The following is a 26,959-nucleotide window of genomic DNA, read 5'->3' as shown; positions in this document are numbered from 1 at the left end:
CCTGCACAAGGACGCCGTGAGTGGCCCGGTGATTTAACCGGGCTTTCATTAACGGAAGGAGAACAGACCTTGAGTCTTAATCTTACAGAGAAAAAAGAAGTCGTTGCCGAGGTTGCTGCGCAAGTAGCAAACGCACAAGCAATCGTACTTGCTGAGTATCGTGGTATTGGCGTAGCCAATATGACGAAACTGCGTGCTGATGCACGTAATGCAGGTGTGTATCTGCGTGTGTTGAAAAACACCTTGGTTCGTCGTGCAGTAGAAGGTACGCCTTTTGCCGCATTGGCTGACGACATGGTTGGGCCACTGGTGTACGGTATTTCTACCGATCCAGTTGCAGCCGCCAAAGTCATGAACAATTTCGCAAAAGATAACGAATTGTTCGTACTGAAAGCGGGCGCGATGCCTAATGAGCGTCTTGATGTGGCTGGCGTGCAAGCGTTGGCATCTACATTGAGCCGTGATGAGTTGCTGTCCAAATTGGCTGGCACACTCAACGAAGTCCCAACCAAGTTTGCTCGTGCCGTTGCTGCAATACGCGACGAAAAAGAAAAGCAAGCGGCTTAATTTTTAATCAAATTATTTTAGGAAATTTATATCATGGCAATTTCTAATGCTGACATCTTAGATGCAATCGGTGGCATGACCGTATTGGAACTGACTGCGTTCATCAAAGAAATCGAAGAGAAGTTTGGTGTTTCTGCTGCTGCTGTTGCAGTGGCTGCTGGCGGCGCTGCTGCTGGTGCTGCTCCAGCTGCTGCTGAGCAAACTGAGTTCAACGTCATCTTGAACGGCGCTGGCGACAACAAAGTGAGCGTGATTAAAGCAGTTCGTGAACTGACAGGTTTGGGCTTGAAAGAAGCTAAAGACCTGGTAGACGGCGCACCTAAAGCGGTTAAAGAAGGCGTAAGCAAAGCTGACGCTGAAGCCGCTGTGAAGAAATTGATCGAAGCGGGCGCTACTGCTGAGATGAAATAATTCACAATTGTGAATCTGGCTGGGCTGACGGGAGACCGTCGGCCTTCGCCATTTCTGGCGTTGCAGATTGTAAATAAACTGTAATTGTCTGGAAGCCTGTTGTAAAAGCGGTATTGTGGCCACATATAGATAAGCTAACCGGCTAATTTAAGTGGCTGATTTTAAATGCGAAGTTAGATGTCAAAACATTGCAGTGGATGAAAAGTGTTTTGTCTTCTACCCTCAAAAATTTCAGGAGACGCTATGAGCTATTCCTTTACCGAAAAGAAACGCCTTCGCAAAAGCTTTGCCAAGCGTGACAGCGTTCAAGAGGTACCTTATCTGCTGGCCATGCAGCTGGAGTCCTATAAATCATTCCTGCAGGAAAATGTACCAGCGGACCAACGTAAAAACGAAGGTCTAGAGTCGACTTTCCGTTCCATTTTCCCGATTGTGAGTCATTCAGAGAATGCCCGTCTGGACTATGTGAGCTACCAATTAGGCGCAGAGCCATTTGACGTGAAAGAATGTCAGCAACGTGGGCTGACTTACGCGGTGCCACTGCGTGTCAAGGTACGTCTGACCATTATGGACCGTGAAGCGTCCAAACCAACCGTCAAAGAAGTCAAAGAACAAGAAGTCTACATGGGTGAATTGCCGCTCATGACCGAAAATGGCTCTTTCGTGATTAATGGTACCGAGCGTGTCATTGTTTCCCAATTGCACCGTAGCCCTGGCGTATTCTTTGAGCACGATCGTGGTAAAACCCACAGCTCCGGTAAGTTGTTGTTCTCTGCACGGATTATTCCTTACCGTGGCTCCTGGTTAGACTTTGAGTTTGATCCTAAAGATTACCTGTACTTCCGTGTGGATCGTCGCCGCAAGATGCCAGTGACCATCCTGCTGAAGGCATTGGGCTACACTCCAGAGCAAATTCTGGAAACCTTCCACGACACCGACACTTTCCACATCGGCCCGAAAGGCGTGGAGTTTGAGTTGGTGGCAGACCGCCTGCGTGGTGAAGTGGCCAAATTCGACATTACTGACAAAGACGGTAATGTGCTGGTTGCCAAAGACAAACGTATCACCGTTAAACATATCCGTGACATCGAAAAAGCGGGCGTAACCACCATGGCGGTACCAACCGACTTTATGATGGGTCGCGCAGTTGCCAAAAACATTATTGATACTGAAACGGGTGAGCTGATTGCTAACGCCAATGATGAAGTGACACCATCATTGCTTGAAAAGTTGGTCGCGGCAAAGATTTCAGAAATCGACACCATTTACACCAACGACTTGGATCATGGTAATTTCATTTCGCAAACATTGCGCAGTGATGAGATTCCTGACCAGTACAGTGCACGTGTAGCGATTTACCGCATGATGCGCCCAGGCGAGCCGCCAACCGAAGAGGCTGTAGAGGCCTTGTTTAATGGTTTGTTCTTCTCTGAAGATCGCTATGACCTGTCCGTAGTGGGTCGTATGAAATTCAACCGCCGTGCTTATCCAAGCAAGCTGGAAGACCGTTCAGCAACCTGGATGCGTCGTTTCTACGAAAAAGTCGGCCCTCAAGGCGATACAGGTAGCAATGTGCTATCCAACGAAGATATCCTCGCTGTCATTGGCGTGCTGATTGAGCTGCGCAATGGCCGTGGCGAGATTGACGATATTGACCACTTAGGTAACCGTCGTATCCGTTCCGTGGGTGAATTGGCCGAGAACCAGTTCCGTGCCGGTCTGGTCCGTGTTGAGCGTGCCGTCAAAGAGCGTCTGTCACAGGCTGAGTCAGAGAACCTGATGCCGCATGACTTGATCAATGCCAAGCCAGTCTCCAGTGCGATTCGTGAGTTTTTCGGTTCTAGCCAGTTGTCGCAGTTTATGGACCAGACTAACCCATTGTCCGAGATTACGCACAAACGCCGTATCTCCGCTTTGGGCCCAGGTGGCTTGACCCGTGAGCGTGCCGGCTTCGAGGTGCGTGACGTACACACTACCCACTATGGCCGTGTGTGTCCAATTGAAACGCCTGAAGGTCCAAACATTGGTTTGATCAACTCACTGGCGCTGTATGCCCGTACCAACGAATATGGTTTCCTGGAAACCCCTTATCGTCTGGTTGAAGGCAACAAGGTGTCGGGCAAGATTGATTTCCTGTCAGCCATTGAAGAAAGCCAGTATGTGATCGCACAGGCTAACACCGAACTGTCTACAGACGGTGGCTTCAAGGAGGAATTGGTCTCTGCGCGTTTCCATAACGAATTTACCATGACGCAACCTGAGCGCGTGCAGTATATGGACGTGGCACCAGGCCAGATCGTGTCTGTTGCGGCTTCATTGATTCCTTTCCTGGAACACGATGACGCGAACCGTGCCTTGATGGGTGCCAACATGCAACGTCAAGCCGTGCCTTGTCTGCGTGCTGAAAAAGCCGTAGTCGGTACAGGCATTGAGCGTACAGTCGCGGTGGACTCCGGTACTGTCGTGACTGCCCGTCGTGGTGGCGTGGTCGATTACGTCGACTCAGGCCGTATTGTGATTCGTGTCCACGATGCTGAAGCGCAAGCCGGCGAAGTGGGTGTGGATATCTACAACCTGACCAAGTACACCCGTTCTAACCAGAACACCAATATTAACCAGCGTCCGCTGGTTAAAGTAGGCGATATCATTAGCCGCGGCGACGTGGTGGCGGATGGTGCTTCTACGGATATGGGTGAGTTGGCGCTGGGTCAGAACATGCTGGTTGGCTTTATGCCTTGGAACGGTTACAACTACGAAGACTCGATTCTGATCTCCGAGCGCGTAGTGGCTGATGACCGTTACACCTCCATCCACATTGAAGAGCTGTCAGTGGTGGCACGTGATACCAAACTGGGACCTGAAGAGATTACCCGCGATATTTCCAATCTGTCCGAGCGCATGCTGGGCCGTCTGGATGATTCCGGGATTATCTATATTGGTGCCGAGGTGGAAGCGGGTGACGTGCTGGTAGGTAAAGTGACCCCTAAAGGTGAAACCACTTTAACGCCAGAAGAAAAGCTGCTGCGTGCGATTTTCGGTGAAAAAGCGTCTGACGTGAAAGACACTTCACTGCGCGTGCCTTCTGGCATGACCGGTACTGTGATCGACGTACAAGTGTTCACACGCGAAGGTATCGACCGTGATGCCCGTGCGCAACAAATTATTGATGACCAGTTGTCTCACTACAAGAAAGATCTGGGCGACCAGATGCGTATTGTAGAAGACGATACTTTTGGCCGTATCAGCCGTCTGTTGACGGGTAAAGTGGCCACAGGTGGTCCGAACAAGCTGAAAAAAGGCGACACCCTGACTCAGGAATATCTGGAGAGCGTGGGTCGTTATGACTGGTTTGACATCCGTTTGAGCGATGAAGAGGCTGCCCGTCAACTTGAGCAGTTGAAAGACAGCTTGAGCCAGGCCCGCATCGAATTCGATAACAAATTCGAAGAGAAGAAGCGTAAACTGACACAAGGTGACGAACTGCCACCAGGTGTACAAAAAATGGTCAAAGTCTATCTGGCTGTGAAACGCCGTATTCAGCCTGGTGACAAGATGGCCGGTCGTCACGGTAACAAGGGTGTGATTTCAAAAATCTGCCCGGTCGAAGACATGCCATACATGGCTGATGGTACACCGCTGGATATCGTGTTGAACCCGCTGGGCGTGCCTTCACGGATGAACATCGGTCAGATTCTGGAAACCCACCTGGGTTGGGCTGCCAAAGGTTTGGGCAAACGCATTGGCGATATGCTGCAAGCAGAAGCCAAAGTGGCTGAAATCCGAGGCTTCCTGGACAAGATCTATAACAGCAGCACTGGCAAGAAAGAAGACATTGCTGGTCTGACAGATGTGGAAGTGATTGACCTTGCGCAGAACCTGAAACACGGCGTGCCGTTCGCGACACCAGTGTTTGACGGTGCCGCTGAGTCTGACATTAAAGCCATGCTGGATCTGGCTTTCCCTGATGATGACGAGCACACCAAGAAATTGCAGTTCCACGCTGGCAAAACACAGGTCAAACTGTTTGATGGCCGTACCGGTGATGCGTTCGAGCGTCCAGTGACTGTCGGTTACATGCACGTGCTGAAACTGCACCACTTGGTCGACGACAAGATGCACGCACGATCTACCGGTCCTTACAGCCTGGTGACACAGCAGCCGCTGGGTGGTAAAGCCCAGTTCGGTGGCCAGCGCTTCGGTGAGATGGAAGTGTGGGCACTGGAAGCCTATGGTGCGTCATACACCTTGCAAGAGATGTTGACCGTGAAATCAGATGACGTGAATGGCCGTACCAAAGTGTACGAAAACATCGTCAAAGGTGAGCACAAAATTGATGCGGGTATGCCTGAATCATTCAACGTGCTGGTGAAAGAAATCCGTTCACTGGCCATTGATATTGATTTGGACCGTAACTAAGCCCCGCCATTAGGAGAGTCTCTATGAAAGCGTTATTAGATTTATTTAAACAGGTTACGCAAGAAGAAGAGTTCGACGCGATCAAGATCGCGCTGGCTTCACCTGAAAAAATCCGTTCATGGTCCTATGGCGAAGTGAAAAAGCCAGAAACCATCAACTACCGTACCTTCAAACCTGAGCGGGACGGTTTGTTCTGCTCCAAAATCTTTGGCCCGATCAAAGATTACGAGTGCTTGTGCGGTAAATACAAGCGTTTGAAACACCGCGGTGTGATTTGTGAAAAATGTGGCGTTGAAGTCACACTGAGCAAAGTGCGTCGTGAGCGCATGGGTCATATCGAGCTGGCCTCACCTGTCGCCCACATCTGGTTCCTGAAATCCTTGCCTAGCCGCTTGGGCATGGTGCTGGATATCGCCTTGCGCGACATCGAACGTGTGTTGTACTTTGAAGCATTCATCGTGATTGATCCAGGCATGACGCCGCTGACCCGTGGCCAGTTGCTGACTGAAGATGACTACCTGGCCAAGGTGGAAGAATACGGTGACGAATTCAACGCCGTGATGGGTGCTGAAGCTGTGCGTGAATTGTTGCGCACCATGGACATTGAGCGCGAGATTGAAACATTGCGTAGCGAACTGTCCGCGACCAGCTCTGAAGCCAAAATCAAGAAGATCGCCAAGCGTCTGAAAGTCCTGGAAGCGTTCCAGAAATCTGGCATCAAGCCAGAGTGGATGATCCTGGAAATCTTGCCAGTGTTGCCACCAGAGCTGCGTCCATTGGTGCCACTGGATGGTGGCCGCTTTGCGACCTCGGATCTGAACGACCTGTATCGCCGTGTGATCAACCGTAACAACCGCTTGAAGCGTTTGCTGGAGCTGAAAGCGCCTGAAATCATCGTCCGTAACGAAAAACGTATGTTGCAAGAGGCTGTTGACTCTCTGCTGGATAACGGTCGTCGCGGTAAAGTGATGACCGGCGCCAACAAGCGTCCGCTCAAATCACTGGCTGACATGATCAAAGGTAAAGGCGGTCGTTTCCGTCAAAACCTGTTGGGTAAACGTGTGGACTACTCCGGCCGTTCCGTGATCGTGGTCGGTCCGCAGTTGAAACTGCATCAGTGCGGTTTGCCTAAGAAAATGGCGCTGGAATTGTTCAAGCCTTTCATTTTCCACAAGCTGGAAGTGTTAGGCTTGGCAACCACCATCAAGGCTGCCAAGAAGAAAGTGGAAGAAGAAGGACCAGAAGTTTGGGATATCCTGGAAGACGTGATCCGCGAGCATCCGGTGTTGTTGAACCGTGCGCCTACGCTGCACCGTTTGGGTATCCAGGCATTTGAGCCCGTGCTGATCGAAGGTAAAGCGATCCAGTTGCACCCATTGGTGTGTTCAGCCTTTAACGCTGACTTTGACGGTGACCAAATGGCGGTACACGTTCCATTGAGCCTGGAAGCACAGATGGAAGCCCGCACCTTGATGTTGGCTTCCAACAACGTACTGTCTCCAGCCAACGGCGAGCCTATCATTGTGCCTTCGCAGGATATCGTGTTGGGTCTGTATTACATGACTCGCGAAAAAGTGGCTGCACGTGGCGAAGGTATGATCTTCAGTGACATCAAGGAAGTACAACGTGTGTACGACCAGGGGCTGATCGATTTGCACGCCAAGATTACGGTGCGTATCCGTGAGTTCGAGATGGATGTGACCGGTCACAAAACCGAGAAATTCAATCGGTATAACACCACCGTTGGCCGTGCTTTGCTGTCTGAAATTCTGCCACCAGGCATGCCATACAGCTACATTGACAAGGCACTGAAGAAAAAAGAAATTTCACGCCTGATCAATGCCAGCTTCCGTAAGGTAGGCATCCGTGAAACCGTGATCTTCGCGGATAAACTGATGTACACCGGTTACTCATACGCAACCAAAGCCGGTATCTCTATCAGCATCAATGACATGTTGGTGCCACCAGAGAAAGAGCAATTGATTGCGGCTGCCGATGCTGAAGTGAAAGAGATCGAAGACCAGTATGTATCCGGTCTGGTGACACAGGGTGAGCGTTACAACAAGGTGGTCGACATCTGGGGTCGTGCTGGTGACAAAGTGGCTGAGGCCATGATGAAGCAGTTGCGCGAAGAAGATGTCAAGGACGCTGACGGCAACGTGGTCACCAAAGACGGTAAAGCTGTTCGTCAGGAATCCTTTAACGCGATTTACATGATGGCCGACTCCGGTGCGCGGGGTTCCGCAGCGCAGGTGCGTCAGCTGGCTGGTATGCGTGGCCTGATGGCGAAACCAGATGGTTCCATTATTGAAACGCCGATCAAGGCGAACTTCCGTGATGGCTTGAACGTGTTGCAATACTTTATTTCAACCCACGGTGCGCGTAAGGGTCTGGCCGATACGGCGCTGAAAACAGCGAACTCCGGTTACCTGACACGCCGTCTGGTAGACGTGACACAAGACTTGGTTGTGACCGAGACCGATTGTGGCACCACCGAAGGCTTGGTCACCAAGGCGCTGGTTAAAGGCGGTGAAGTGGTTGAGCCCTTGCATGACCGTATCCTGGGTCGTACCTCTGCTCTGGATATCTTGCATCCTGAAACACAGGAAGTGGTATTCGCAGCCGGTACTTTGCTGGGTGAAGACGAAGTCGAGAAAATTGATGCGTTGGGCATTGATGAAGTCAAAGTGCGTACTGCCCTGACTTGCGACACACGTTACGGGATTTGTGCCAAGTGTTATGGTCGTGACTTGGGTCGTGGCAAGCTGATCAGTATCGGCGAGTCTGTCGGCGTGATTGCGGCACAGTCCATCGGTGAGCCTGGTACACAGTTGACCATGCGTACATTCCACATTGGTGGTGCGGTATCCCGTGCAGCTTCTGTGTCACAAGTAGAGAGCAAGTCTAACGGTACTGCTGGCTTCACATCGACCATGCGTTACGTGACCAACTCACGTGGTGAGCAAATCGTGATTTCCCGTAACGGTGAGGTTGTGATTTCTGACGACAATGGCCGTGAGCGTGAGCGTCATAAAGTGCCTTACGGTGCGACACTGACCATCAATGATGGTAAGACGGTTAAAGCGGGTCAGGCCTTGGCGACTTGGGATCCACATACTCGTCCGATTATTACCGAGTATGCGGGTCGCGTGAAGTTCGAGAACGTTGAAGAAGGCGTCACGGTTGCCAAGCAGGTGGATGAAGTCACTGGCTTGTCCTCACTGGTGGTGATTGATCCTAAACAAAGAGCGGGCTCGACTAAAGGCTTGCGTCCACAGGTGAAATTGCTGGATGCAAATGGTGTGGAAGTGAAAATTGCCGGTACTGAAACGCCGGTAAACGTCACCTTCCAGCTGGGTTGTATCATTACCGTGAAAGATGGTCAGGAAGTGGGTGTGGGTGAAGTGCTGGCACGTATCCCGCAAGAATCCTCCAAAACACGGGATATTACCGGGGGTCTGCCACGTGTGGCTGAGCTGTTCGAAGCACGTTCACCCAAAGATGCCGGCATGCTGGCAGAAGTGACCGGTACTGTGTCATTTGGTAAGGACACCAAGGGTAAGCAGCGTCTGGTCATTACTGACCTGGACGGTATTACCAGCGAGTTCCTGATTGCCAAGGACAAGCACGTGACCGCGCACGATGGTCAAGTGGTCACCAAGGGTGAAACGATTGTCGACGGCCCGGCAGATCCGCAAGACATCTTGCGTCTGCAAGGTCGTGAGGCACTGGCACGTTATATCATTGACGAAGTGCAAGACGTGTATCGTTTGCAGGGCGTGAAGATTAACGACAAGCACATTGAAGTCATTGTGCGTCAGATGTTGCGCCGTGTGAAAGTGCAAGATGCCGGTGATACCAGCTTCATCCCGGGTGAGCAGGTAGAGCGTGCAGACTTGTTGACTGAAAACGAACGCGTCATTGCCGAAAACAAACGTCCGGCAACATTCGAGTACGTATTGCTGGGGATTACCAAGGCATCGCTGTCTACGGACTCCTTCATCTCTGCCGCATCCTTCCAGGAAACGACAAGAGTGTTGACCGAGGCTGCGATCTTGGGCAAACGCGACGATCTGCGTGGCTTGAAAGAAAACGTGATTGTCGGCCGTCTGATTCCAGCCGGTACCGGTTTGGCGTATCACGAGTCTCGCAAGCGTGCAGCAATTGCGTCATTGACGCCAAATGTCGCTGAGCCTTCAGAAGCGATGTTGGCCGCTGAAGCGATGTTTGCACCAGAAGAAGTGGTTGAAGAAACCGCAACGGACGACAACGCGACCGAGTAATTTTAGGCTTTACCGGTCGTCAGGCCGGGTAATAAAACAAGGGGTGTTCAAGTATGAATAATGCTTGACACCCCTTGACTCGTTTATTAAAATGCTGGGTTTCTCAGAATAGCCTTATTGTCTCAATAAGGTGTTATTGTTGATATGCCGCCGGTCCTGAGTTTCCTGCTCAGTTGGTGGATTTTTTAAGGTGAAGAGGTTAAGGCAATGCCAACCATTAATCAGTTAGTACGTAAACCACGCGTTAAAGTGGTAACCAAGAGCAAGGTTCCAGCCCTGGAATCCTGTCCACAAAAGCGTGGTGTATGTACCCGTGTGTACACCACTACTCCTAAAAAGCCAAACTCCGCGTTGCGTAAGGTTGCCAAAGTGCGCCTGACTAACGGTTACGAAGTCATTAGCTACATCGGCGGTGAAGGCCATAACCTGCAAGAGCACTCTGTGGTGCTGATTCGCGGTGGTCGTGTAAAAGACTTGCCAGGTGTGCGTTACCACATGGTGCGCGGTAGCTTGGATACGGCTGGTGTGAAAGATCGTAAACAGTCACGTTCCAAATACGGTGCTAAACGTCCTAAAGAAGCTAAAGCTTAATTTGTTAAGTTGGTTTCGGACATTGGTCCAATTTTTAATAGCGGCTGAAATGCCTTGCAGTGTTGTAGCTAGCAAAATTTAATTGAAAGAGAATAGTTATGCCTAGACGTAGAGAAGTTCCCAAACGTAATATCTTGCCGGATCCAAAATTTGGTAGCCAGGAAGTATCCAAATTCGTAAACGTACTGATGACAGGTGGTAAGAAATCTGTTGCTGAGCGTATTGTTTACGGTGCATTTGATCAAGTAGCCAGCAAGAGTGGCAAAGATCCGCTGGAATTATTCACCACAGCGTTGAACAATCTGCGCCCTATCGTTGAAGTGAAAAGCCGTCGCGTCGGTGGTGCTAACTATCAGGTGCCTGTTGAAGTGCGTCCTAGCCGTCGTAGCGCCTTGGCAATGCGTTGGTTGCGTGATGCAGCGCGCAAGCGTGGCGAAAAGTCCATGGGCTTGCGTCTGGCTGCTGAGTTGCTTGAAGCCTCAGAAGGCCGCGGCGCCGCAATGAAGAAGCGTGAAGAAGTTCATCGTATGGCAGAAGCCAACAAGGCTTTCTCACACTTCCGTTTTTAATTAAACGACCTCGTTCTTTAATAATTAGTTGAATTGATAGCAAAGGTAAAGCATCGTGGCACGTAAAACCCCTATTGAACGCTACCGTAATATTGGTATTTCTGCGCACATTGACGCAGGTAAAACAACCACGACAGAACGTATTCTGTTCTACACTGGTGTGAACCATAAAATTGGTGAGGTGCACGATGGTGCAGCGACCATGGACTGGATGGAGCAAGAGCAGGAGCGTGGGATTACCATTACTTCCGCTGCGACCACCTGTTTCTGGAAAGGCATGGACCTGTCTTTGCCTGAGCATCGATTCAATATTATTGATACCCCTGGGCACGTAGACTTCACGATTGAAGTTGAGCGTTCCATGCGTGTGCTGGATGGCGCCTGCATGGTGTACTGTGCGGTAGGTGGTGTGCAACCACAATCTGAAACTGTTTGGCGTCAGGCCAACAAATACAAAGTGCCTCGCTTGGCCTTTGTGAACAAAATGGACCGTTCTGGTGCCGATTTCTTCAAAGTTGTTGAGCAGATGAAAACGCGTCTGCGCGCAAGCCCAGTGCCTGTGGTGATCCCAATTGGCCGTGAAGATACTTTCACTGGCGTCGTTGATCTCATGAAAATGAAAGCCATCATCTGGGATGAGGCTTCTCAAGGCATGAAATTTACTTACGGTGAGATTCCGGCTGATCTGGTTGAGACTGCTAAAAAATGGCGCGAGCAGATGGTTGAATCTGCGGCAGAAGCCAGTGAAGATTTGATGAACAAATACCTGGAAAACGGTGATCTGGAAGAGAAGGACATCGTGTTTGGTCTGCGTACGCGTACCATTGCGGGTGAAATTCAGCCGATGCTGTGCGGTTCTGCCTTTAAAAACAAAGGCGTGCAACGTATGCTGGATGCGGTGATTCAGTTCCTGCCATCTCCAGTAGATATTCCTGATGTGACCGGTGAAGACGATGATGGCAAACCAGCCAGCCGTAAAGCTGATGACAAAGAGGGGTTCTCTGCACTGGCATTTAAATTGATGACAGACCCGTTTGTCGGTCAGTTGACCTTTATCCGTGTTTACTCTGGTGTGTTGAACAAGGGTGATACCGTGCTCAACTCTGTGAAGGGTAAAAAAGAGCGTATCGGTCGTATCGTTCAGATGCACGCGAATAACCGTGAAGAAGTGGATGAAGTGTTGGCCGGCGACATTGCAGCCTGTATCGGTTTGAAAGAAGTGACCACTGGTGAATCTCTGTGCTCTCCAGACAAGCCTATCATCCTTGAGCGCATGGTATTCCCTGAGCCAGTGATTCACGTGGCTGTTGAGCCAAAAACCAAGAGCGATCAGGAAAAAATGGGCTTGGCATTGGGCCGTTTGGCACAAGAAGACCCTTCTTTCCGCGTGCGTTCTGACGAAGAATCTGGCCAGACCATTATTTCCGGTATGGGCGAATTGCACCTGGAAATTCTGGTTGACCGTATGAAGCGTGAATTCAATGTTGAAGCCAACGTAGGTGCGCCACAAGTGGCTTACCGTGAAGCGATCCGTAAAGCGGTTGAGGTTGAAGGTAAATTCGTTAAACAGTCCGGTGGTAAAGGTCAGTACGGTCACGTATGGCTCAAAATGGAGCCAAATGAGGCTGGTAAAGGTTACGAGTTTGTGGATGCCATTAAAGGCGGTACTGTGCCACGTGAATTTATCCCTGCAGTGGACAAAGGGTTGCGTGAAACGATTCCAGCAGGTGTTCTGGCAGGCTTCCCAGTGGTCGACGTAAAAGTGACCTTGTTTGATGGTTCCTACCATGACGTTGACTCGAACGAAAACGCGTTCAAGATGGCTGCTTCTATCGGTTTCAAAGATGGTATGCGTAAAGCAGATCCAGTCTTGCTGGAGCCAATGATGGCGGTTGAAGTTGAGACGCCTGAAGAGTACATGGGTGATGTGATGGGTGACTTGTCATCTCGTCGTGGCATCATTCAGGGCATGGATGATATGCCTGGTGGCGGTAAAGCGATTAAAGCTGAAGTGCCGCTGTCAGAGATGTTTGGTTACTCCACTGTCGTGCGTTCCTTGTCACAAGGTCGTGCAACCTACAGCATGGAATTCAAACACTACGCAGATGCGCCGAAAAACGTTGCTGATGCAATCATCAACAAAAAATAATTGATTTTTAAAGTATTGAATTAAAGGAAAAACATCATGGCAAAAGGCAAATTTGAACGTACCAAGCCACACGTGAACGTTGGTACGATTGGTCACGTTGACCACGGTAAGACAACATTGACAGCGGCGATCACCACAGTGTTGACCAAGAAATTTGGTGGCGAAGCAAAAGCTTACGACCAAATTGACGCGGCACCAGAAGAAAAAGCACGTGGTATTACCATCAACACAGCACACGTTGAGTATGAGACTGCAAGCCGTCACTACGCACACGTTGACTGCCCAGGCCACGCCGACTATGTTAAAAACATGATTACCGGTGCTGCCCAGATGGACGGCGCGATCCTGGTATGTTCCGCTGCTGACGGCCCTATGCCACAAACACGTGAGCACATCCTGTTGGCCCGTCAGGTTGGCGTACCATACATCGTTGTATTCCTGAACAAAGCCGACATGGTTGACGACGCTGAGTTGTTGGAACTGGTTGAAATGGAAGTGCGTGACTTGCTGAGCAAGTATGACTTCCCAGGTGATGACACCCCAATCATCAAAGGTTCTGCTAAATTGGCCCTTGAAGGCGACCAATCAGAAATCGGCGAACCAGCGATCTTCGCATTGGCTGACGCATTGGACAGCTACATCCCAACCCCAGAGCGTGCCATTGACGGTACCTTCCTGATGCCAGTAGAAGACGTATTCTCTATCTCTGGTCGTGGTACTGTAGTAACCGGCCGTGTTGAGCGTGGTATCGTTAAAGTCGGTGACGAAATCGAAATCGTTGGTCTGAAGCCAACCTTGAAAACCACCTGTACTGGTGTTGAAATGTTCCGTAAACTGCTGGACCAAGGTCAAGCAGGTGACAACGTAGGCGTACTGCTGCGCGGTACTAAACGTGAAGAAGTTGAGCGTGGTCAAGTGCTGGCTAAATCCGGTTCTATCAAACCACACACCAAGTTCACCGCTGAGATCTACGTGTTGGGTAAAGATGAAGGTGGTCGTCATACACCATTCTTCAACGGCTACCGTCCACAGTTCTACTTCCGTACCACTGACGTGACTGGTGCAGTTGAATTGCCAGCAGGTACCGAAATGGTGATGCCAGGTGATAACGTATCTATCACTGTGACATTGATCGCGCCTATCGCGATGGAAGATGGTCTGCGCTTCGCGATTCGTGAAGGTGGTCGTACCGTTGGTGCTGGCGTCGTTGCCAAAATCATCGAGTAATTCTTTTTATGAGCGGCAGGCGTATCCTGCCGCTTTTTGCTCTTTTTAAGGAAAAAACATGGCAGCTCAAAAAATTCGTATCCGTCTGAAAGCATTTGACTATCGTTTGATCGACCAATCTGCTTTGGAAATTGTGGATACTGCGAAACGTACTGGTGCAGTTGTAAAAGGTCCAGTGCCATTGCCAACACGTATCGAACGCTTTGACATTCTGCGTTCACCACACGTGAACAAAACCTCCCGTGACCAGTTTGAAATCCGTACCCATCAGCGTTTGATGGATATCGTTGATCCTACAGACAAGACTGTAGATGCATTGATGAAATTGGATTTGCCAGCTGGCGTAGATGTAGAAATCAAGCTTTAATTTTTAAAGTTGTCATTAGAAATAACCTTTTCGAAAGAAAAGGTTATTGTCAAATCAAGAATAGTTCGGTATAATCCGCGCTCTTCGGTGGACGGTCAATTGTAATCGTTCACTTTAACTATTATAAGGAACTGATCATGAGCTTAGGGCTTATTGGTCGCAAGGTGGGCATGACCCGCATTTTTACAGAAGAAGGCGCAAGCGTTCCTGTGACAGTGCTGGAAGTGATTCCTAACCGCGTGACACAAGTAAAGACAGTCGCAACTGATGGTTATACTGGCCTTCAGGTTGCTTATGGTGAGCGTCGTGCTAGCCGTATCAACAAAGCGTTGACTGGCCATTATGCCAAGGCTGGCGTTGCTGCCGGTGCTGGTATTAAAGAATTCAATGTGGCTGAAGATGTATTGGCTAACTTCCAAGTGGGTGGCAATGTCACTGTAGACATTTTCTCCGTTGGTCAGTTGGTTGATGTGACGGGTACTTCCATCGGTAAAGGTTTTGCCGGTGCGATCAAGCGTCACAACTTCTCCTCTAACCGTGCATCTCACGGTAACTCACGTTCGCACAATGTACCGGGTTCTATCGGTATGGCGCAGGATCCAGGTCGAGTATTCCCTGGTAAGCGCATGCCTGGTCATTTGGGTGATGCTAAAGTCACAACCCAAAACCTGGAAATCGTCCGTGTAGATGTGGAGCGTAACCTGTTGTTGATTAAAGGTTCCGTGCCTGGCTCCAAAGGTGGCAATGTCGTTGTACGTCCAGCCATCAAAGCGAAAGGGGCTAAATAATGGAATTGAAACTTATCGATCAAAACGGCAAGGTTGCTAAAAAAGGCGTAGATGCCTCTGATGTGACGTTCGGTCGTGAATTTAATGAGTCATTGGTGCATGAAGTGGTTGTTGCCTACATGGCAAACGCCCGTACTGCAACCCGTGCTCAAAAAACACGTGCTACTGTTGCTCACACGACACACAAGCCATATGCACAAAAAGGTACTGGTAACGCCCGTGCCGGTATGGCATCCAGCCCGATTTGGCGTGGAGGTGGTCGTGCATTCCCAAACAGCCCTAACGAAAACTATAGCCACAAGGTGAACCGTAAGGCTTACCGTGCTGGTATGCAGACGATTTTGTCTGAACTGGTCCGTCAGGACCGTTTGAAGGTGGTAGACAGTTTCACTGTAGATACGCCAAAAACTAAACAATTCGTACAGAAAATCAATGCTCTGGGCATCGATGGCGGTGTTTTGCTGTTGACTGATGGTTTTGATGAGAATTTGTACTTGTCTTCCCGTAACCTGCCAAACGTATTGGTGGTTGAAGCGCAATATGCTGACCCAGTAAGTCTGGTGCGTTTCCCTAACGTTTTGGTCACAGCCGGTGCTGTGAAGAAACTTGAGGAGATCTTGGCATGATTACCGCAGCTACAAAAACACAAGATCGTTTGTTGCAAGTGATTTTGGCTCCACAAATTACTGAAAAAGCAACATTCATTGCTGACAAGCATCAGCAAATTGCTTTTAAAGTGCGTACTGATGCGACCAAGCCAGAAATTAAGGCGGCTGTTGAATTGGTGTTCAAGGTCGAAGTAGCTTCTGTGTCTGTGATTAATGTCGCAGGTAAAGTGAAGCGCGCTGGTCGTCGCATGGGTAAACGTAGTGACTGGAAAAAAGCTTATGTGAGCTTGAAGCCAGGTCAAGAAATTAACTTCGCAGCTGGCGAATAAGGAGAGAAGACATGGCATTAGTTAAAGTCAAACCAACTTCCCCCGGTCGTCGCGGTGTATTGAAAGTCATTACACCAGATTTGCATAAAGGCAAGCCTTACGCGCCGCTGTTGGAAAGTCAAAGCAAGAACGCAGGTCGTAACAATAATGGCCGTATTACCACTCGTCATCAAGGTGGTGGTCATAAGCAGCATTACCGTATTGTCGACTTCCGCCGTAACAAAGATGGTATTCCTGCAACTGTTGAACGTATCGAATACGATCCAAACCGTACAGCAAACATTGCTTTGTTGTGCTACGCGGATGGTGAGCGTCGTTACATCATTGCGCCACGTGGCATCGCTGCCGGTGCGCAACTGTTGAGCGGCTCTGAAGCGCCTATCCGTGCTGGTAATGCTTTGCCACTGCGCAATATTCCAGTTGGTAGCACCATTCACTGCATCGAGATTCAGCCAGGTAAAGGTGCCCAAATCGCCCGTTCAGCCGGTACTTCTGTGCAGCTGTTGGCGCGTGAAGGTTCTTATGCTCAGTTGCGTTTGCGCTCTGGTGAAGTTCGCCGTGTGCACGTGGATTGCAAGGCAACCCTGGGTGAAGTGGGTAACGAAGAGCATTCTTTGCGGTCTATCGGTAAAGCTGGTGCGATGCGCTGGCGTGGTATCCGTCCAACCGTACGTGGTGTGGTGATGAACCCGGTTGATCACCCGCACGGTGGTGGTGAAGGCCGTACTGCTGCCGGTATGAACCCTGTGTCACCATGGGGTCAGAAAACTAAGGGTTATCGTACTCGTAAGAACAAGCGTACCGATAACATGCGCGTAAGTCGTCGTCCGAGAAATGTAAGGTAATCGCTATGGCACGTTCTATTAAAAAAGGTCCATTTGTGGATGCACATTTGGCGAAGAAAGTCGAAACCGCTGTTGCGGGTCGCGATCGCAAGCCAATCAAAACTTGGTCACGTCGCTCGACAGTTTTGCCAAATTTCATTGGTTTAACCATCGCAGTGCACAACGGCAGACAGCATGTGCCTGTGTTGATTTCTGAAAACATGGTTGGTCACAAGCTCGGTGAATTTGCGTTGACACGCACATTCAAGGGTCACGCGGCTGATAAAAAAGCGAAGAAGTAAGGGGCTGATAATGCAAGTGACTGCAGTTTTAAAAGGCGTACACCTTTCTCCGCAAAAAGCGCGTTTGGTGGCTGACCTTGTGCGTGGCAAAAAAGTTGATCAAGCACTGAATATCTTGGCATTCACGCCCAAGCGTGGTGCTGAGATCATCAAAAAAGTGGTTGAGTCAGCTATTGCTAACGCTGAACATAACAATGGTGCTGATATCGATACGTTGAAGGTGACTTCAATTTATGTCGATAAAGGCTTGGTGATGAAGCGTATCCGTGCACGTGCAAAAGGTCGCGCTGGTCGTATTACGAAGCCAACCTGTCATATTCATGTGACAGTCGGTGACTCAAAGGAATAATATGGGACAGAAAATTCATCCAATTGGGTTCCGTTTGAGCGTTCAGAAAAACTGGGCCTCACGTTGGTACTCTAACAGCCAGAACTTCCCTGCGATGTTGCAAGGCGACATCAAAGTGCGTGAGTTCTTGAACAAGAAACTGGCAAGCGCTGCTGTAAGCAAAATTATTATCGAGCGTCCGGCTAAAAACGCAAAAATTACAATTCACAGTGCCCGTCCAGGTGTTGTGATTGGTAAAAAAGGTGAAGACATCGAGTCTTTACGTTCTACTCTGCAAGGGTTGATGGGCGTGCCTGTTCACCTGAACATTGAAGAAGTGCGTAAGCCAGAGTTAGATGCAACATTGATCGCACAGTCGATTGCTCAGCAATTGGAAAAGCGTGTGATGTTCCGTCGTGCCATGAAACGCGCCATGCAAAATGCAATGCGTTTGGGTGCACAAGGCATCAAGATTATGAGTTCCGGTCGTTTGAACGGTATCGAAATTGCACGTACAGAGTGGTATCGCGAAGGTCGTGTGCCTCTCCATACACTGCGTGCTGATATCGACTATGGTGTGGCAGAAGCTTCTACCACCTACGGTATTATCGGGATTAAAGTTTGGGTATTCAAAGGCGAGATTTTCGGTGACAACGCTGCTGCTAATGCTGCGGTTGCCGATGCTGAGCCAGAGAAAAAAGTAAGAAAGCCGAGGGCTAAAGATGCTGCAACCAGCTAGACAGAAATACCGCAAGATGCAAAAGGGTCGTAATAAAGGCATTGCGACTACTGGTAACAAGGTAAGCTTTGGTGAATTTGGTTTAAAAGCGATTGGTCGTGGTCGTTTGACCGCACGCCAGATTGAAGCTGCCCGTCGTGTGATGACTCGTCACATTAAACGTGGTGGTCGCGTTTGGATCCGTGTGTTTCCTGACCAACCAATCTCTAAAAAACCAGCTGAAGTGCGTATGGGTAATGGTAAAGGTAGTGTTGATTACTACATCGCTCAAATTCAGCCAGGCAAAATGTTGTACGAGATGGATGGCGTGAGCGAAGAGTTGGCTCGCGAAGCTTTCAAATTGGCTGCTGCTAAGTTGCCAATTGAAACTACATTCATGACCCGTCAAATTGGCAGTTAAGGAGTAGTTAAATGAAAGCTTCAGAATTCAGAGCAAAATCGGCAGATGAGCTCAATAACGAGTTGGTAGAGTTGCGTCGTGCGCAGTTTTCATTGCGTATGCAATTGGCGACTCAACAATTGAACAAAGTGGATCAGCTGGCTAAAGTGCGCAAAGATGTTGCTCGCGTCAAGACCGTGCTGGCTGAGAAGGCGAAACAGGCATGATGACTGAAAAAGCGAAAGTTGTACGCAGTTTGACTGGCCGCGTCGTAAGCAACAAGATGGATAAAACCGTGACTGTGCTTGTCGAGCGTAAAGTGAAACACCCTTTGATTGGTAAAGTGGTTGTGAAATCGAACAAGTTCCATGCACATGATGAAAACAATGCATGTAACGAAGGCGATGTTGTGACGATCACAGAAACCCGCCCATACTCCAAGACCAAAACTTGGATCGTAAGCAAAATCGAAGCTAAATAAGGCTTCAAATATATAAAACCGGAAAAACGCTTGTCATAAGCGTTTTTTTGGTTGTATAATGTTGGACTTTTCGGTGCCCGCCTTAGTTGGCATGTAGCTGGCACCCCAATACTGACCGTGGTCTATTGGCCTTAACGTGTTTTTTGGGCGCAAGTTCAAAAAGCGGGCGGCTGGTAGTGGTTATAACGGATTAAGTTGGAGATTATTTCTCATGATTCAAATGCAATCTCGGCTGGAAGTGGCCGACAACACTGGTGCGCGTTCCGTTCAGTGTATCAAGGTCTTGGGTGGTTCCAAGCGTCGTTACGCCAGCATTGGCGACATCATCAAGGTCAGCGTGAAAGATGCTGCTCCGCGTGGTCGCGTCAAGAAAGGTGAAATCTACAACGCTGTGGTTGTGCGCACTGCTAAAGGTGTTCGCCGTCCAGATGGTTCGTTAGTTAAATTTGATGCCAATGCTGCAGTGTTGTTGAACAACAAGCTGGAGCCGATTGGTACACGTATTTTTGGCCCTGTGACACGTGAATTGCGTAGTGAGCGCTTCATGAAGATTGTTTCACTGGCGCCTGAAGTGTTGTAAGGCTTGGAGACAATCAAATGAGCAAAATTCGCAAAGGTGACCAGGTCATTCTGAATACAGGTAAAGATGCAGGCAAAACAGGCACTGTTTTGAGCGTCTTGCCAAGCGGCCATGTAGTGGTTGAAGGTTTGAATGTAGTGAAAAAACACACTCGTCCTAACCCCATGCGTGGTATCACTGGTGGCATCATCAGCAAGGAAATGCCGGTTGACGGCTCCAATGTGGCGATTTACAACGCTGCAACACAAAAAGCTGATCGTGTTGGTTTTAAGGTACTGGAAGATGGTCGCAAGATTCGTGTATTCAAATCTAGCGGCGAGTCTATCGACGCATAGGAATAAATATGGCACGTTTAAAACAGTATTATAACGATACAGTAGTGGCCAAATTGACAGAACAATTTGGTTATACCTCTCCAATGCAGGTGCCTCGTATCGAAAAAATTACCCTGAACATGGGTGTGGGCGAAGCCGTTGCTGACAAGAAGGTCATGGAAAATGCGGTGTCTGATATGCAGAAAATTGCCGGTCAGAAACCTATTGTAACCAAGGCTAAAAAGTCTGTGGCTGCATTTAAAATCCGTGATGACTATCCTGTTGGTTGTAAAGTAACTCTGCGTCGTGAGCGTATGTATGAGTTTCTGGATCGCCTGATCACTGTGGCTATTCCACGTATCCGTGACTTCCGTGGTATTTCCGGCAAATCATTTGATGGCCGTGGTAACTACAACATGGGTGTAAAAGAGCAGATCATTTTCCCGGAAATCGAGTACGACAAGATCGATGCGCTGCGCGGGATGAATATCACAATTACCACAACAGCAAAAACAGACGAAGAAGCGAAAGCTCTTTTGGCTGCGTTTAGTTTCCCTTTCAGAGGTTAAGTCATGGCAAAAGTATGTATGACAGAGCGCGAGCAAAAGCGTCGCGAAACCGTTAAAAAATTTGCAGCTAAACGAGCTGAATTGGTTGCTACTGTGAATGACCAGTCTGCCAGTGTTGAAGATCGCATGGCTGCACGTTTGAAATTGCAAAGTTTGCCACGTAATTCCAGTCCTGTTCGCACACGTAATCGTTGTGCTTTGACTGGTCGTCCACGTGGTGTGTTTAGTAAATTTGGTATCGCACGTAACGAGTTGCGTAAATTGATGATGGCTGGTCACGTACCAGGTGTCACCAAGGCCAGCTGGTAACGGAGGAATAGAACATGAGTATGAGTGATCCGATTGCCGATATGTTGACCCGTATTCGTAACGCGCAACGTACGAATAAAACAACCGTTTCAATGCCTGCTTCCAAGTTGAAGGGTGCAATTGCAAATGTGTTGAAAGATGAAGGTTATATCGACGATTTCAACGTTCAAAACAATGATGGTAAGCCAGTTTTGAACATTAGCCTGAAATATTACGCAGGTCGTCCAGTGATTGAGAAGATCGAGCGCGTATCCAAGCCAGGTTTGCGTGTTTATAAAGGTAGCGAAAATCTGCCTAAAGTAATGAACGGTTTGGGTGTGACGATTGTTTCAACATCCAAAGGCGTGATGACCGATCGTAAAGCACAAGCTGCCGGTATTGGTGGCGAAGTTCTGTGCATCGTGGCCTAAGGAGAATCAATATGTCACGTGTTGCTAAAAATCCGATTGCAATTCCTGCGAAAGTAGAAGTTGTAATCTCAGCCTCAGAAGTCGCGGTGAGCGGCCCTTTGGGTAAGTTGACTCAAGCGTTGTCTGCTGATATTTCAGTGGTTCGCGAAGGTGAGCAGTTGTTGGTTCAAACGAATGGTGAAACACAGCATGCAAGAGCGATGTCAGGTACAACCCGCGCATTGCTGGCCAATATGGTGCAAGGTGTTTCTGCCGGGTTTACCCGTAAGCTGTCACTGATCGGTGTGGGTTACAAAGCCAATGCTCAGGGTTCTACCTTGAACTTGGAGTTGGGCTACTCCCACCCAATCAACCATAAAATGCCTGAAGGCGTGACTGTACAGACACCTACTCCTACTGAAGTAGTGTTGACAGGGGCCAACAAGCAAGTGGTTGGTCAAGTGGCTGCTCAAATTCGTGCTTACCGTGCACCAGAGCCTTATAAAGGTAAAGGTGTTCGTTATGCTGACGAAGTGGTGGTCATCAAAGAGACCAAGAAAAAATAAGTAAGACACTTGTAGGTTACAGCTCCTAATTAGAAGCTCGCCTGAACAGTGATTCAACATTAAAGGTAAATTCAATGAAAAACGTAAATAACCGCTTGCGCAGAGCACGTAAAACCCGTGCCAAAATCGCCGAGTTGAAAGTGACACGTTTGAGTGTACATCGCACCAACACCAATATCTACGCACAGATTATTGCTGAAACTGGCGATCGCGTGTTGGCGAGTGCATCCACCGTTGAGGCTGAAGTGCGTCAACAACTGAAAAATGGCGGCAACATCGAAGCTGCAACCCTGATTGGTAAGCGTATTGCTGAAAAAGCAGCAAAAGCAGGTATTACCACTGTTGCATTTGATCGTTCAGGCTACAAGTATCACGGTCGTATCAAGGCTTTGGCTGACGCTGCCCGTGAATCTGGTCTCAAATTCTAAGGGTGAGATAAAGAATGGCTAAAGATATTGAACAACAGCAGCAAACTGACGGTTTGCGCGAAAAGATGATTACCGTTAACCGTGTAAGTAAAACGGTTAAAGGTGGTCGTATCATGAGCTTCGCTGCGCTGACCGTGGTTGGTGATGGTGATGGCGCCGTTGGTATGGGTAAAGGTAAAGCACGTGAAGTGCCTGTGGCTGTACAAAAAGCCATGGACGAAGCCCGTCGCAGTATGGTTAAAGTGAACCTGAACAATGGCACATTGCACCATGCAGTGACCGGTGTTCACGGTGCCGCTAAAGTGCTGATTCAGCCAGCTTCTGAAGGTACCGGTATTATTGCTGGTGGCGCAATGCGTGCGATCTTCGAAGTAATGGGTGTGACTAACGTCGTTGCAAAGAGTATTGGTTCAACCAATCCTTACAACCTGGTTCGCGCGACCTTGAATGGTCTGGCATCCATGAATACACCGGCTGAAATCGCCGCTAAACGTGGTAAGACCGTAGAAGAAATCAGAGGTTAATCATGGCTAAAGCAAAAAAAGAAAGCGCTACTTTGAAAGTGACGCTGGTAAGAAGTTTGATTGGTCGTATTGAAGCACACAAAGCTACTGTTCGTGGCTTGGGTTTGCGTCGTATGCACCACACTGTAGAAGTGCAGGACACTCCTGAAATTCGCGGCATGATCAACGCTGTGAGTTATCTTTTGAAGGTTGAATAATCATGCAATTAAACACGATTAAGCCTGCTGCAGGCGCAAAAAAAGCACCTCGTCGTTTAGGTCGTGGGATTGGTTCTGGCTTGGGTAAAACTGGTGGCCGTGGTCACAAAGGTCAAAAATCCCGTGCTGGCGGTTTCCATAAAGTAGGTTTTGAAGGCGGTCAAATGCCTTTGCAACGTCGCTTGCCTAAACGTGGTTTTAACTCCCTGACTCATGCAGACACCGCACGTATTCGTACTAGCGAGTTGGCTTTGGTTGATGCTGAGGTGGTTGATATCTTGGCATTGAAAGCAGCGAAATTGGTTCCAGCTGCTGTGAAGGCAGTGAAAGTCTATCTGTCTGGTGAAGTTTCAGCCAAGGTTCAAGTGCAAGGGTTGTTGTTGACCAAAGGTGCTAAGGCAGCCATTGAAGCAGCTGGCGGCAAAGTGCTGGAAATATAAACGTAGTCAAAAGAGAGTATCAGCTTGGCACAGGATAATATCTTAAGTTCCGTTGGCAAACTTGGCGAATTAAAAAGCCGTTTGTGGTTCTTGTTGGGTGCATTGGTGGTTTACCGCCTCGGTGCACATATTCCAGTGCCAGGCATTGATCCTACAGTGTTGAAGCAGTTGTTCGACACGCAGAAAGATGGCATTTTGGGCATGTTTAACATGTTCTCCGGTGGGGCTCTGTCGCGTTTTACCGTATTTGCCCTGGGGATCATGCCCTACATTTCTGCGTCGATTATTATGCAGTTGCTCACGGTGGTTTCACCACAGTTGGAGCAGCTGAAAAAAGAAGGTGAAGCTGGTAGACGCCAGATCACGAAGTACACGCGTTACGGCACGGTATTGTTAGCGACTTTCCAGGCGCTGGGTATTGCGATCGCACTTGAAGGTCAGGCTGGTCTGGTATTGGATCCTGGCTTTGCTTTCCGCATCACTGCAGTTACCACACTGGTGGCCGGGACGATGTTCCTGATGTGGTTGGGTGAGCAGATTACCGAGCGTGGCATTGGTAATGGTATTTCTATCATTATTTTTGCCGGGATTGTAGCGGGCTTGCCGCATGCAATTGGTAGCACCTTGGATTTGGCTAAAACAGGCGCATTCTCTATTCCATTAGTGATGTTCCTGTTTGTGGCAGTGATTTTAGTGACAGCGCTGGTGGTTTTTGTTGAGCGCGGTCAACGCAAAATCACAGTGAATTACGCAAAGCGTCAGGTTGGTAACCGCATTTACGGCGGTCAATCGACGCATTTGCCTTTGAAGCTAAATATGTCTGGTGTGATTCCACCGATTTTTGCTTCAAGTATTATTTTATTCCCGGCTACTTTAGCTGGTTGGTTTGGTAGCAGTGAGCACATGTATTGGCTCAAGGACGTCAGTGCAAAACTGTCGCCTGGTCAGCCCTTATATATCTTGTTGTTTGCTGCAGCGATTTTGTTTTTTGCTTTTTTCTACACGGCATTGGTGTTCAATCCCAAGGAAACTGCAGATAACCTGAAGAAGAGTGGCGCATTTGTGCCAGGTATTCGCCCAGGTGAGCAAACCGCAAAATATATTGACCGCATCATGGGTCGTTTGACATTGATTGGTGCGCTGTACATTACGCTGGTTTGTTTATTGCCAGAGTTTTTAGTGTTGAAATTTAATACCCCGTTCTATTTTGGTGGAACTTCATTGTTGATTATCGTTGTTGTGACGATGGACTTTATGACGCAGGTGCAATCTCATCTGATGTCGCAACAGTATGAAGGCTTGCTGAAAAAGGCAAACTTTAAGGGGACGGGTAAGTAGAAGATGGCAAAAGAGGATCGCATTGAGATGCAGGGGGAGATTGTTGAAAATCTCCCGAATGCAACTTTTAAAGTGAAACTGGAAAATGGTCATACAGTACTTGGTTACATTTCAGGCAAAATGCGTATGCATTACATCCGTATTCTGCCAGGTGACAAAGTCACGGTTGAGATGACCCCTTATGATTTAACCCGTGCGCGAATTACATTCCGCGCAAAGTAAGTGAATTAATTAAAGGAAAGTAAGATGAGAGTTCGCGCATCAGTTAAAACATTATGCCGTAACTGTAAAGTCGTAAGACGTCGCGGTGTTGTTCGCATTATTTGTACTGACCCACGTCATAAACAACGTCAAGGTTAATGGTAAACAATTGCTTGTGAGAGCATAGTGAAGCTGATATAATATGCGGCTTTTCTTTTCTACGCACAAGTTTGATCGTGAAAAACGATTGATTATTGGAGTTTAAGTATGGCTCGTATTGCCGGGGTAAATATCCCAAACCACAAACATGCAGAAATTGCGTTGACCTCTATTTATGGTATTGGTCGCGATACTGCGCAGAAGATCTGTGCTGCAGCTGGTGTTTTAACTACTGTAAAGGTTAAAGACTTGAGCGATGCAGAAGTAGAGAAGCTGCGTGACGAAGTGGCTAAATACACTGTAGAAGGTGATTTGCGTCGTGAAGTGACCATGAATATCAAACGTTTGATGGACTTGGGTTGCTACCGCGGTATTCGCCATCGTCGTGGTTTGCCAGTGCGCGGTCAGCGTACCAAAACCAATGCGCGTACACGCAAAGGTCCGGTTAAAGCGATCAAACAAGCTAAATAATCTTTATTGAACAAAAGTAAATATTAAGGACAGTACAACATGGCAAAAGCTAATGTACGCGTTAGAAAAAAAGTTAAAAAGAATATTGCCGAGGGTATTGCCCACGTGCACGCTTCTTTTAACAACACGATTATCACGATTACCGATCGTCAAGGCAATGCATTGTCATGGGCTACTTCCGGTGGTCAAGGTTTTAAAGGTTCACGTAAGAGTACTCCATTTGCTGCTCAGGTAGCTTCTGAGGTGGCTGGTAAAGCCGCTCAGGAGTCTGGTGTGAAGAATCTGGAAGTGCGTATTAAAGGGCCAGGTCCAGGTCGTGAATCTGCTGTGCGTGCGTTGAATGCTGCTGGTTTCAAAATCACTAGCATTACGGATGTGACCCCGGTACCTCATAACGGTTGCCGTCCACCGAAAAAACGCAGAATTTAATTCATTTCGCTGTCACAGATTAGCGAATCGATTACTGGAGAACTATTTTGGCTAGAAATTTAGACCCTAAATGCCGTCAATGCCGTCGTGAAGGTGAAAAGCTGTTTCTGAAAGCAGAAAAATGCTTTACAGACAAATGCGCGATCGAAAAGCGCAACTTCGCACCAGGTCAGCATGGTCAACGCCGTAACTCACGTTTGTCAGACTATGGTGTCCAACTGCGTGAGAAACAAAAAGTACGTCGTATCTACGGCGTATTGGAAGGTCAATTCCGTACTTACTACGCGGAAGCTGACCGTCAAAAAGGCATTACTGGTGAGAGCCTGTTGCAGTTGCTGGAGTCCCGTTTGGACAACGTTGCATACCGCATGGGTTTGGCTGGTTCTCGCTCAGAAGCACGTCAAGTGGTCCGTCATAACGCTATTTTGGTTAACGGCAAGCGCGTAAACGTTCCTTCCTATCAAGTGAAGGCTGGTGATGTGATTTCTGTGGCTGATAAAGCAAAAACACAATTGCGTATTAAAGCAGCTGTTGAAGCAGCTGAGCAGCGTGGTTTCCCTGAGTGGTTGGAAGTCGACGTCAAAGCATTGTCTGGTAAGTTTAAGGCTAAACCTCAGCGTGATGAGTTGCCTGCTACCATCAATGAATCATTGATCGTTGAATTGTATTCTAAGTAATCGCTTAGTC

At 48.6% G+C, this 26,959-nt stretch carries 35 protein-coding genes; all 35 read left to right on the top strand.

What is annotated here, in order from left to right:
* Window positions 1-69: 69 nt before the first annotated feature.
* Window positions 70-567 (top strand): 50S ribosomal protein L10, encoded by a 498-nt coding sequence (gene rplJ / locus INP77_RS09260; RefSeq protein WP_194748741.1) that lies wholly within the window; start codon window positions 70-72, stop codon window positions 565-567.
* A 33-nt stretch (window positions 568-600) separates the two neighbouring features.
* A complete protein-coding gene (rplL, locus tag INP77_RS09255) occupies window positions 601-978 on the top strand; it encodes a 50S ribosomal protein L7/L12 (RefSeq protein WP_194748740.1) in 378 nt (125 codons plus the stop codon).
* Window positions 979-1,221: 243 nt separating this feature from the next.
* Window positions 1,222-5,394: a DNA-directed RNA polymerase subunit beta gene (rpoB, locus tag INP77_RS09250; RefSeq protein WP_194748739.1), complete on the top strand. Its 4,173-nt coding sequence runs from the start codon at window positions 1,222-1,224 to the stop codon at window positions 5,392-5,394.
* A 23-nt stretch (window positions 5,395-5,417) separates the two neighbouring features.
* Window positions 5,418-9,677 carry a DNA-directed RNA polymerase subunit beta' gene (rpoC, locus tag INP77_RS09245; protein ID WP_194748738.1) on the top strand — a complete coding sequence of 1,420 codons (4,260 nt, stop codon included), beginning with the start codon at window positions 5,418-5,420 and terminating at the stop codon, window positions 9,675-9,677.
* A 207-nt stretch (window positions 9,678-9,884) separates the two neighbouring features.
* Window positions 9,885-10,268, top strand: a complete 384-nt coding sequence (gene rpsL / locus INP77_RS09240; protein WP_194748737.1) for a 30S ribosomal protein S12 — start codon at window positions 9,885-9,887, stop codon at window positions 10,266-10,268.
* 98 nt (window positions 10,269-10,366) lie between these two features.
* Window positions 10,367-10,837, top strand: coding sequence for a 30S ribosomal protein S7 (rpsG, locus tag INP77_RS09235; RefSeq protein WP_194748736.1), 471 nt, complete (start codon window positions 10,367-10,369; stop codon window positions 10,835-10,837).
* A 55-nt stretch (window positions 10,838-10,892) separates the two neighbouring features.
* Window positions 10,893-12,986, top strand: a complete 2,094-nt coding sequence (gene fusA / locus INP77_RS09230) for an elongation factor G (RefSeq protein WP_194748735.1) — start codon at window positions 10,893-10,895, stop codon at window positions 12,984-12,986.
* Window positions 12,987-13,022: 36 nt separating this feature from the next.
* Window positions 13,023-14,213, top strand: a complete 1,191-nt coding sequence (tuf, locus tag INP77_RS09225; RefSeq protein WP_194748734.1) for an elongation factor Tu — start codon at window positions 13,023-13,025, stop codon at window positions 14,211-14,213.
* A gap of 58 nt (window positions 14,214-14,271) precedes the next feature.
* A complete protein-coding gene (rpsJ, locus tag INP77_RS09220; RefSeq protein WP_018986280.1) occupies window positions 14,272-14,580 on the top strand; it encodes a 30S ribosomal protein S10 in 309 nt (102 codons plus the stop codon).
* Between the two features lie 137 nt (window positions 14,581-14,717).
* A complete protein-coding gene (gene rplC, locus INP77_RS09215; protein ID WP_049637763.1) occupies window positions 14,718-15,368 on the top strand; it encodes a 50S ribosomal protein L3 in 651 nt (216 codons plus the stop codon).
* Complete coding sequence (gene rplD / locus INP77_RS09210; RefSeq protein ID WP_194748733.1) at window positions 15,368-15,994, top strand: 50S ribosomal protein L4; 627 nt, start codon at window positions 15,368-15,370, stop codon at window positions 15,992-15,994. Before rplC ends, rplD begins: the two co-directional genes overlap by 1 nt.
* Window positions 15,991-16,305: a 50S ribosomal protein L23 gene (gene rplW / locus INP77_RS09205; protein ID WP_018986277.1), complete on the top strand. Its 315-nt coding sequence runs from the start codon at window positions 15,991-15,993 to the stop codon at window positions 16,303-16,305. The genes rplD and rplW overlap by 4 nt, the downstream gene beginning before the upstream one ends.
* Window positions 16,306-16,316: 11 nt before the next feature.
* The gene (gene rplB / locus INP77_RS09200; protein WP_194748732.1) at window positions 16,317-17,150 is read left to right on the top strand and encodes a 50S ribosomal protein L2; all 834 of its coding nucleotides are present in this window, start codon (window positions 16,317-16,319) and stop codon (window positions 17,148-17,150) included.
* Window positions 17,151-17,155: 5 nt separating this feature from the next.
* Window positions 17,156-17,431 carry a 30S ribosomal protein S19 gene (rpsS, locus tag INP77_RS09195; protein ID WP_018986275.1) on the top strand — a complete coding sequence of 92 codons (276 nt, stop codon included), beginning with the start codon at window positions 17,156-17,158 and terminating at the stop codon, window positions 17,429-17,431.
* Between the two features lie 10 nt (window positions 17,432-17,441).
* Window positions 17,442-17,780 carry a 50S ribosomal protein L22 gene (gene rplV, locus INP77_RS09190; RefSeq protein ID WP_194748731.1) on the top strand — a complete coding sequence of 113 codons (339 nt, stop codon included), beginning with the start codon at window positions 17,442-17,444 and terminating at the stop codon, window positions 17,778-17,780.
* A gap of 1 nt (window position 17,781) precedes the next feature.
* On the top strand, window positions 17,782-18,498 hold the full coding sequence (gene rpsC, locus INP77_RS09185) for a 30S ribosomal protein S3 (RefSeq protein ID WP_194748730.1): 717 nt from the start codon (window positions 17,782-17,784) through the stop codon (window positions 18,496-18,498).
* Window positions 18,482-18,898, top strand: coding sequence for a 50S ribosomal protein L16 (rplP, locus tag INP77_RS09180; protein ID WP_055827127.1), 417 nt, complete (start codon window positions 18,482-18,484; stop codon window positions 18,896-18,898). The genes rpsC and rplP overlap by 17 nt, the downstream gene beginning before the upstream one ends.
* Before the next feature lie 11 nt (window positions 18,899-18,909).
* Window positions 18,910-19,104: a 50S ribosomal protein L29 gene (rpmC, locus tag INP77_RS09175; protein ID WP_194748729.1), complete on the top strand. Its 195-nt coding sequence runs from the start codon at window positions 18,910-18,912 to the stop codon at window positions 19,102-19,104.
* Complete coding sequence (gene rpsQ / locus INP77_RS09170) at window positions 19,101-19,358, top strand: 30S ribosomal protein S17 (RefSeq protein ID WP_275356359.1); 258 nt, start codon at window positions 19,101-19,103, stop codon at window positions 19,356-19,358. Before rpmC ends, rpsQ begins: the two co-directional genes overlap by 4 nt.
* Before the next feature lie 211 nt (window positions 19,359-19,569).
* Complete coding sequence (gene rplN, locus INP77_RS09165; RefSeq protein WP_018986269.1) at window positions 19,570-19,938, top strand: 50S ribosomal protein L14; 369 nt, start codon at window positions 19,570-19,572, stop codon at window positions 19,936-19,938.
* 17 nt (window positions 19,939-19,955) lie between these two features.
* Complete coding sequence (gene rplX, locus INP77_RS09160; protein WP_194748728.1) at window positions 19,956-20,273, top strand: 50S ribosomal protein L24; 318 nt, start codon at window positions 19,956-19,958, stop codon at window positions 20,271-20,273.
* An 8-nt stretch (window positions 20,274-20,281) separates the two neighbouring features.
* Window positions 20,282-20,821 (top strand): 50S ribosomal protein L5, encoded by a 540-nt coding sequence (gene rplE, locus INP77_RS09155; protein ID WP_194748727.1) that lies wholly within the window; start codon window positions 20,282-20,284, stop codon window positions 20,819-20,821.
* 3 nt (window positions 20,822-20,824) lie between these two features.
* Window positions 20,825-21,130 (top strand): 30S ribosomal protein S14, encoded by a 306-nt coding sequence (rpsN, locus tag INP77_RS09150; RefSeq protein WP_194748726.1) that lies wholly within the window; start codon window positions 20,825-20,827, stop codon window positions 21,128-21,130.
* A 14-nt stretch (window positions 21,131-21,144) separates the two neighbouring features.
* Window positions 21,145-21,540 (top strand): 30S ribosomal protein S8, encoded by a 396-nt coding sequence (rpsH, locus tag INP77_RS09145; protein ID WP_194748725.1) that lies wholly within the window; start codon window positions 21,145-21,147, stop codon window positions 21,538-21,540.
* Window positions 21,541-21,551: 11 nt separating this feature from the next.
* Window positions 21,552-22,085 carry a 50S ribosomal protein L6 gene (gene rplF, locus INP77_RS09140; RefSeq protein ID WP_194748724.1) on the top strand — a complete coding sequence of 178 codons (534 nt, stop codon included), beginning with the start codon at window positions 21,552-21,554 and terminating at the stop codon, window positions 22,083-22,085.
* Window positions 22,086-22,159: 74 nt separating this feature from the next.
* Window positions 22,160-22,513: a 50S ribosomal protein L18 gene (gene rplR, locus INP77_RS09135; RefSeq protein ID WP_194748723.1), complete on the top strand. Its 354-nt coding sequence runs from the start codon at window positions 22,160-22,162 to the stop codon at window positions 22,511-22,513.
* Window positions 22,514-22,527: 14 nt separating this feature from the next.
* Entirely contained in the window at window positions 22,528-23,037 is a 510-nt protein-coding gene (gene rpsE, locus INP77_RS09130) for a 30S ribosomal protein S5 (protein WP_018986262.1), read from the top strand.
* Window positions 23,038-23,039: 2 nt separating this feature from the next.
* On the top strand, window positions 23,040-23,234 hold the full coding sequence (gene rpmD / locus INP77_RS09125; RefSeq protein WP_019881237.1) for a 50S ribosomal protein L30: 195 nt from the start codon (window positions 23,040-23,042) through the stop codon (window positions 23,232-23,234).
* 2 nt (window positions 23,235-23,236) lie between these two features.
* Window positions 23,237-23,674 (top strand): 50S ribosomal protein L15, encoded by a 438-nt coding sequence (gene rplO, locus INP77_RS09120; protein WP_194748722.1) that lies wholly within the window; start codon window positions 23,237-23,239, stop codon window positions 23,672-23,674.
* A 24-nt stretch (window positions 23,675-23,698) separates the two neighbouring features.
* A complete protein-coding gene (secY, locus tag INP77_RS09115; protein WP_018986259.1) occupies window positions 23,699-25,012 on the top strand; it encodes a preprotein translocase subunit SecY in 1,314 nt (437 codons plus the stop codon).
* A gap of 3 nt (window positions 25,013-25,015) precedes the next feature.
* A complete protein-coding gene (gene infA / locus INP77_RS09110; protein ID WP_194748721.1) occupies window positions 25,016-25,234 on the top strand; it encodes a translation initiation factor IF-1 in 219 nt (72 codons plus the stop codon).
* 24 nt (window positions 25,235-25,258) lie between these two features.
* Window positions 25,259-25,372 (top strand): 50S ribosomal protein L36, encoded by a 114-nt coding sequence (gene rpmJ / locus INP77_RS09105; RefSeq protein ID WP_081620790.1) that lies wholly within the window; start codon window positions 25,259-25,261, stop codon window positions 25,370-25,372.
* Window positions 25,373-25,480: 108 nt separating this feature from the next.
* A complete protein-coding gene (gene rpsM / locus INP77_RS09100) occupies window positions 25,481-25,843 on the top strand; it encodes a 30S ribosomal protein S13 (protein ID WP_194748720.1) in 363 nt (120 codons plus the stop codon).
* Window positions 25,844-25,882: 39 nt separating this feature from the next.
* Window positions 25,883-26,272, top strand: a complete 390-nt coding sequence (gene rpsK / locus INP77_RS09095; protein WP_018986256.1) for a 30S ribosomal protein S11 — start codon at window positions 25,883-25,885, stop codon at window positions 26,270-26,272.
* Between the two features lie 47 nt (window positions 26,273-26,319).
* Window positions 26,320-26,949 (top strand): 30S ribosomal protein S4, encoded by a 630-nt coding sequence (rpsD, locus tag INP77_RS09090; protein WP_194748719.1) that lies wholly within the window; start codon window positions 26,320-26,322, stop codon window positions 26,947-26,949.
* Window positions 26,950-26,959 lie beyond the last annotated feature (10 nt).

Source organism: Methylophilus sp. 13 (genome assembly GCF_015354335.1).
Taxonomy (GTDB): Bacteria; Pseudomonadota; Gammaproteobacteria; order Burkholderiales; family Methylophilaceae; genus Methylophilus; species Methylophilus glucosoxydans.
The sequence above is the reverse complement of the archived record's forward strand: the minus strand, read 5'-3'. Positions and strand labels throughout refer to the sequence as shown.